This window comes from Streptomyces sp. NPDC044106, from assembly GCF_056433985.1.
Map to the genome: position 1 here is coordinate 21,006 of NZ_JBWKFZ010000033.1, position 7,194 is coordinate 28,199.

The 7,194-nt window shown below is 67.6% G+C and carries 4 protein-coding genes; all 4 read left to right on the forward strand.

What is annotated here, in order from left to right; translation table 11 throughout:
- Window positions 1-59 precede the first annotated feature (59 nt).
- Window positions 60-4,667 (forward strand): RICIN domain-containing protein, encoded by a 4,608-nt coding sequence (locus AC07DI_RS36730; RefSeq protein WP_478909225.1) that lies wholly within the window; start codon window positions 60-62, stop codon window positions 4,665-4,667.
- Window positions 4,668-4,674: 7 nt separating this feature from the next.
- Window positions 4,675-5,121 carry a hypothetical protein gene (locus AC07DI_RS36735; RefSeq protein ID WP_478909227.1) on the forward strand — a complete coding sequence of 149 codons (447 nt, stop codon included), beginning with the start codon at window positions 4,675-4,677 and terminating at the stop codon, window positions 5,119-5,121.
- A gap of 374 nt (window positions 5,122-5,495) precedes the next feature.
- Window positions 5,496-6,371, forward strand: a complete 876-nt coding sequence (locus AC07DI_RS36740) for an IS5 family transposase (protein ID WP_478909228.1) — start codon at window positions 5,496-5,498, stop codon at window positions 6,369-6,371.
- Window positions 6,372-6,648: 277 nt separating this feature from the next.
- Window positions 6,649-7,032, forward strand: a complete 384-nt coding sequence (locus tag AC07DI_RS36745) for a GNAT family N-acetyltransferase (protein WP_478909229.1) — start codon at window positions 6,649-6,651, stop codon at window positions 7,030-7,032.
- The last annotated feature ends 162 nt before the right edge of the window (window positions 7,033-7,194 follow it).

The following is a 7,194-nucleotide window of genomic DNA, read 5'->3' on the forward strand; positions in this document are numbered from 1 at the left end:
GCCGGGACCGCCTCACGGATGGCTCCCGGCCGCGTTCCTCATGACGGGGGGACGCACTCATGCGCTCCAGGTCGCCAGGTTTCCTGTTACCAAGACCGGGAAAGTCCGGGTTCCTCGCCCGGACGGTCCTGCTCCTCACCGCCGTGGCGGTGCTGCTCACGCTCGCCGTCCATCCGGATCTGCTGAACCGGCTCGCCGGAGCGGGTGCGGCCGCCACCGACGACAGACCGTACGACTGGAGCCAGGACACCGCCGCCGAGCAACTGCGGCAGGACCAGTGTCTGATGACCGAAGTGCTGCGCCTCGGCGGGCCCGCCATGGCGGGCGTCGCGCAGAGCGGCCTCGATCAGGACCCCGACCGGCTGCACGCGCTGGCCAACCGGGAACACTGGGAGAACACCCTGCTCGCGACGGCGTACGCCACCGACCGGGAGGACTACGCCAAGCAGGGCGATGCCCTGGACGCCGCCCGCGGGACGTGGAAGAAGCCCTTGGAAGGCCTCACCACACCAGCGGGGTTCACCGAGACCGGCTTCCACTGGCCGCCGGGAACCTCCGGGAACGACGGAGAGTCCTTCGACTCACAGACCGGTCTGACGAAGTGGGTCAGTGACCGATTCTGGAAGGACGACGCCGACTTCTACGAGGACGCCACCCCGTCGGCCGACAAGGCGACCGTCAAGGCGGTCAAGGATCTCGGCACCCCGCTCTACAAGCAGGACCCGGACCCCAGCCTGCCGCCGGACGAGCGTGCTCGTGCCTTTGCCGAACAGGAGGCGTTCCAGCACCTGACCGGCGGGGCGCTGGAGCCGATGGGCGCGGACGACGCCCGCCTCTTCCTGGCCTCCGGAGGCTTTCCCCGGCTGGCACCGGAGCCGGACACAGCGGAGTTCCGCATCGCGGTCGAGGACATGAAGAGCCGGTTCGCCACGTGCGCGTGGCGCGACGCGATCGACCCGAACCAGGTCCTCGGCGGGGTCTCGGACACCGCGACGAAGGAGTGGCAGCAGGAGATCGCATCCCAGGCGGTCCAGCGCAACCAGATCCTGAACGCGAACAAGGACGCCACCACCGCGCTGACCGACGGCTCCAAGACGCTCAGCAAGCTCATCGGCTACTCGTGGACGGCTGACCGCCTGGCCCGCTGGCAGGACTACTGGTCCCCTGGAGGCGCGGGAACGGTCGGCGACAAGCCGGCGGTCATCGAGGTGCACGCCGCGCGGGGCAAGTGCCTCGACGTGCAGGGTTCCGGGAAGACCAACGGCACCCCGGTGCAGATCTACACCTGCAACGGCAGCGCGGCCCAGAAGTGGCTGGTCTACGGCGACGATGCCGGACTGCACCTGCAGAACGCCAACTCCAGCAAATGCCTCGACGTCGAGAACAACAGTGCGGCCAACGGCACGCTCATCCAGATCTGGACGTGCAACAGCAGCCCGGCGCAGACGTGGGAGTACAACCTCAACGCCACCACGGCGCTGAAGAACGTCGGGACAGGCAAATGCCTGGACCTGCACAAGTACGACAACGGTTACAACTCGCAGTTGTACGCATGCAACGGCTCCGGCCCGCAGCAGTTCGACATCAAGCCGTCCGGTTACACGGGAGACGTGCCGCCGAAGGCCCAGTTCACCCAGGCCACCACGGGCATGGCGAAGGCGCGTAGCCAGGCCAAGGTGCAACTGGAGGTCCTCAAGGCGCAGGCCGCCAAGGCGAAGAAGGCCGCGGCCGGTTCCGACACCGCCGAACAGGCCGCCTACCAGGTCGCGGACGCAGCAGGCGCCCCGCGCGGCCGCGGTCTCCTCGTCGGTCAGCAGAAGGCCCAGGTCACCCACGGAGCGGTCGCCGCGCTCGACGCCATGGTCAAGGCCGGCGAGACCGCCGAAGCCGCCACCCGTGCCTCGGGCGGCGACAGCCAGACCATCGCACAGCGCGCGCTGGCCCAGACGGCGCAGACGAAGACGGAGTTCCGCAGGGAAGCCGCACATATCGCGGAGCTGCAGGCCAAGGCCGCCCGGGACGCGGCGAAGGTCCACCGGGACAACGCCAAGGAGGACAAGGAGACCGCCGAGGCCAAGCTCGCCGAGACCGAGAAGGCCGAAGGGGAGGCGAAGGTCGCCGCGGCCGACGCGCACGCCAAGCGGCTCGCCGCTGAGGCCGAGGAGAAGACGGCCAAGGCGGAGAAGGAGACCGCCGCCGCCAAACAGGCCGAGGCCAAGGAGCACAAGACAAAGGCGCAGGGCCACGCGGCCACGGCGAAGAAGGCCAAGGAGGACGCCGAAGGAGCCGAGGCCACCGCCCAGTCGAAGAGAGACGACGCCAAGAAGTCCAGCGACAAGGCACGCGACCTGCGCGATGACGCGTGGGACGCCGAGCAGAAGGCCGACAGCGCCCGCGCCAAGGCGGACGCCAAACAGGCCCACGCCCAGTCACTGGACGCAGGAGACGCGGCCGACGACGCCCGCGCGGCGGCCGACAAGGCGGACAAGCACGCCACCGAGGCGGAGACCGCGGCGAAGAAGGCCCGCTCCGAGGCCGATGCCGCCACCCGTGCGGCGGCCGAGGCGGACGCCGCGGCCACCCGCTCCGAGGCCGCGGCCAAGAGGGCCCGCGCGCACGCGGACGACGCGCAAGCGGCGAAACTCAAGGCCGACGCGGCCGTCAGGAAGGCCACCAGCTCCGCCGCCGACGCCATCCAGGCGGCCAAGGACGCCGCCTACGAGGCCGACCAGGCCGTGAAGGAGGCCGACAAGGCCGAGCAGCTCGCCAAGACCGCCAAGTCCCATGCGGACGAGGCGAACAAGCAGGCCGCCAAGGCTCGAGCCGCATCGGTGAAGGCCGCCGGGTACGCGCACGTCACCGCCGGGGCCGCCGTCGACGCCGGAAACGCCGCCGTGCAGGTGGCCCAGCCGGCCAACGACGCGATCCAGATCGGCTCGCCCTACACCGACACCGACAGCGCCGCTTCCCTGGTGGTGCTGACGGGGCAGGGCTCGAAGACGATCGCCGAACAGCAGCAGGCCGTCGCCGACGCCCACGCCAAGAACGCCGATGAGGAGGCCAAGGCCGCCAAGGCCATCGCCGACAAGGCACAGGACGACACCAAGGCGGCCTACCAGCACGCCGCCAACGCCGCCGGCTACGCGGCCACCGCACGCGGCTACGCCAAGGAAGCCCTCGGCCACTCGGCAGCCGCCGCCAAGGCCGCCACGAAGGCCGCGCAGTCCCTGGCCCGCACGATCGAGTACGGCAAGCAGGCCACCGCGGACGCCGAGGCGGCCGACAAGGCGGCAGGCCGGGCCGAAGGCCACGCCAAGGACGCCCGCGATTCCGCCGACGAAGCCGCCCTCGACGCACAAGCGGCCAGGGACGCGGCAGACGCCGCCGAACAGGACGCCAAGGACGCCCGTGCCGCGGCCGACCGTGCCGACGAGGCGGCGACCGAGGCCGAGCAGTACGCCAAGGACGCGGAGAAGTACGCCCAGGAAGCTCAGGAAGCCTCGGACTCCGCACAGCGCAAGGAGGCCAACAAGCAGATCGAGACCGGAACGGTCCCGGATGAAGCTGGCGTATCCATCGGCGGCATGTTCTACGTCATCAACCGCGTAGAAAAAGTCGGCGACATGAAGGTCCTGAAGAAGACGGAGGGCTGCGACGGCTGGTGGGACCAGCTCTTCTACGACGGCGACTGCACGATCACCGGGAAAATCGGATACAAGGCCGACCTCGACCTGTTCCTCTGCACCGCCGAAGGCGTGGACGCGATGAAGTGGGGCTGCCCCGCCGATTCGACGGTGTATCTGGGAGAGCACTCGACCAAGGCACTGTCCACCGAGGTCACACACAACATCACGATCGCGGAGTACCAGAAGGGCGTCGACCCGATCGACATCCTCTTCGGGAGCTGGATCAGATGCGTCCAGAAGATCCTCCCCGGTGGTGAGAAGGGGAGCTTGGGCGGTTGCGCCTGGGCGGCCGTGGATGTCGCAACCTTGTTCGCGGGCAAGGTTCTCCGGCCCATCGCCGATGCTGTCAGGTCGTTGGACGCCGCAGTCAGGACCGGCATCGGCATCACCGACGCCTTCAAGGCGCTGCGTACGGTCGGTCTGGCCGACGACGTCGTCGCCCGCATCGGGTACCGGGCACTGGACGAGTTTGCCAAGTTCTGCACCAAGAGGACGACCCGTAGGCTCCTGACCGCACCGGCATCCGTGCCCGGTGAGGGATGCGGTGGCCTGATCCGCTACAACAGCGACGAGCTGAGCCGCATGGCCTACCACTACAGGACCGAAAACGGCTACTTCGGAGCGCAGCACAATGTCGCCGTCGCCAAGGTGCCGGGGTGGAACGACCCTAAGACCGGAGACCTCGTGGTCGCGAACAGCAAGTTTTCCGGTCACTCGGAGACAGAGATCCTGGACAAGCTGAAGGCAAAGGGATTCGACCCCAAGCAGATCACCGCTCTCTACACTGAGCGCTCACCCTGTGGGAGTTGCGCCTCCGAACTGGCCGCCGCTCTCAAAGAGGGCACACCGGTCACCTGGTCGGTCCCATACCTCCCCGGCATGGAGAGCGGCGCGAAGCAACTGCTGGCTGAATACGTCAAGCGAGCTGGCGGGGGGCGTTCGGCGCGCTCCCTGGCAGGCCAACAACAGGAAGGGAAGTGAACGACGTATGGCCGAGTACGAATACGATCTGCCGTTGAAATCCTCACCGGAGATCCTTGCTGAACGCGACAAGCTGGCCGATGAGGCTTGCCGAGCACTGACCCAAGCCGGAATTCCCGTTCATCGGGTTGAGCTTGGGGGTGGGCCTGAAGGCAGGCCTGGGGCGGAGGTTCACATGGAAGCCACCCCCGGCGGCCGAGTGGTGGTGGACTGGAACACGGGGGCAGAACTGACGACTGCTGCCGTAAAACTTCTGGAGGGCGCTCTTCTGGAGGGCAGAAGATTCGATCCTGCGAATCAGCCTTTCGCTCTTCGCCATCACTCAACCGTCCGCGTGCATATGCGGGACGCCCTTCTTGGAATCCTCACTTCGGCGGGTTTCGACGTGGAAGTGGCAGACGAGGACGACTACGGGGCTCCGGTCCTTTTCGTGAACAGCTTCCGGCGGCCCTGATTAGGCCCCAAGGTCACCTCCTTGCTGAATGAACTGCCGGGTGTGCCCCACTGCTATTTGGCAGGGGCACACCCCTTGTCCGGTGACGGCGAGAACGTCGGCGTCAGCCGTGTTCGGCCCGGCGCCGGTCGCGGTCGATGATCGGCCGAGTCCGGCTTCAGCCGGTGAGCAGGCATCTCGAGCGAGCAAGTACCTTTCGTCTCATGGCTGTTGACCAAGAAGTCGAGGGAGTCGGGGGAGCCGAGAGAGCCAAGGAAGCCGCGAGAGCGGGGGCAGGCGTGCGGCTGCGGCCACCGCGCCACCCCTTGGACCGCCGTGCCGTCGCCTAGGCCGTGTATCGAAAGTGGATCTTGAGGTGTGAATGATCACGGTTCATGGGTCGGGGAGATCTCACGGATGAACAGTGGACGGTGTTAGAGCCGTTGTTGCCTACGGGGAGGAAGGCAGGGCGACCGCCCGTCTGGTCCCGGCGGCAGCTGATCGACGGCATACGGTTCCGGGTCAGGACCGGTGTGCCGTGGCGGGACGTGCCCGTCCAGTACGGACCGTGGGGCCGGATCTACGACTTGTTCCGCCGCTGGCAGCGGGACGGCACCTGGCACCGAGTCCTCACCCGGCTCCAGTCCCTGGCCGACGCCAAGGGCGTGATCACGTGGGACCTCAGCATCGACTCCACCGTGTGCCGCGCTCATCAGCATGCGGCCGGGGCACGCAAGCAGGGTGACCTGCAAAAGGAACCGCCGGGCGGTGTCTTCACCGAGCCCGGAGATCACGGACTGGGGCGCTCACGCGGCGGGTTCACCACCAAACTGCACCTGGCCGTCGAGCAGGGACAGAAGCCCATGTCGATCGTGATCACAGCCGGGCAGCGTGGGGACTCCCCGCAATTCGAGCCCGTGCTGGAGAAAGTCCGGGTGCGTCGCGCCGGGGCCGGCAGACCCCGCACCCGACCGAACCGGGTGCGGGCCGACAAGGCGTACGCCTCCCTCAAGAACCGCGCCTACCTGCGTCGACGGGGTATCCGCTGCACCATCCCGGACAAGGCCGACCAGGCCCGCAACCGCAAGAAGCGCGGCTCCCGCGGCGGCCGGCCGCCGAAGTTCGACCCGGTCGATTACCGCGAGCGCCACGCAGTCGAGTGCGGAATCAATCGCCTCAAGAGGCACCGCGCCGTGGCCACGAGATACGACAAGCTGGCGGTCCGCTACGAGGCGGCCGTTCTTATCGCAGCCATCAACGAGTGGCTGTGATCGAAGTATTGGGAGTACACACTGGGCGCTACGATGCGGGCCATGGAGTGTTTTGACGCCCGGCGTACACGTCGCTGAGGAGCCCGTCTCACCGCCGATTCTGTGGCAGGGGGCGGGCTGAACGATGTCCGTGTTCCGCCCCGGGTATCAAGCCCTCGGCCTGAGAGGCACACTTCCGTGCTCATCCGCGCATTCACCCAGCACGACCTGGCACCACTCACCGAACTGACCATCGACACGTTCCGGCCGTTCTATGAGGAATCCCTTCCGTCCCTTGATGGGCGAGGCCGTCTTCGCTGTTCAGCACGGCAGCTGGCGCGACGACTACCGCAAACAGGTCGCCGAGCTCCACTCTCCCAAACGGCACTCGCACGTCGCCATCGCCGAAGTGGAAGGCACCATCGCGGGTTACGTGGCGTGGAACGTCGTCCCGGACCGCAAGAAGGGTGAGGTCACGATCCTCGCCGTCTCGGCCCAGCACCGACGTCACCATGTGGGCACGGCACTGTGCGAGCACGCCTTTGACCAGATGCGGGCCTTCGGAGCCGAGGTCGTCGAGATCGGCACCGGAGGAGACCAGTTCCACGCACCGGCTCGAGCCCTCTACGAGTCGCTCGACTGCACTCCCCACCCACGCACCGTCTACTTCCGCCAACTCTGACACCTCCCGGGCGGACGCCCTCGGGCGCCCGCCCGGTCGGCAGTCATCTACAGGTCCACTTCCGGAACAGGCCCTAGAGATCGTCTTCAAAGGGTCAGATCCAGAGCAGGAGTGAGGCGATGGTGACGGTGGCCTGGTAGGACTCACGGGTCTTGTCGTAGC

Excerpts from the sequence above, each read along its gene's own strand:
- AC07DI_RS36730 (WP_478909225.1), top strand. The coding sequence starts at position 60 with ATGCGCTCCAGGTCGCCAGGTTTCCTGTTACCAAGACCGGGAAAGTCC.
- AC07DI_RS36735 (WP_478909227.1), top strand. The coding sequence starts at position 4,675 with ATGGCCGAGTACGAATACGATCTGCCGTTGAAATCCTCACCGGAGATC.
- AC07DI_RS36740 (WP_478909228.1), top strand. The coding sequence starts at position 5,496 with ATGGGTCGGGGAGATCTCACGGATGAACAGTGGACGGTGTTAGAGCCG.
- AC07DI_RS36745 (WP_478909229.1), top strand. The coding sequence starts at position 6,649 with ATGGGCGAGGCCGTCTTCGCTGTTCAGCACGGCAGCTGGCGCGACGAC.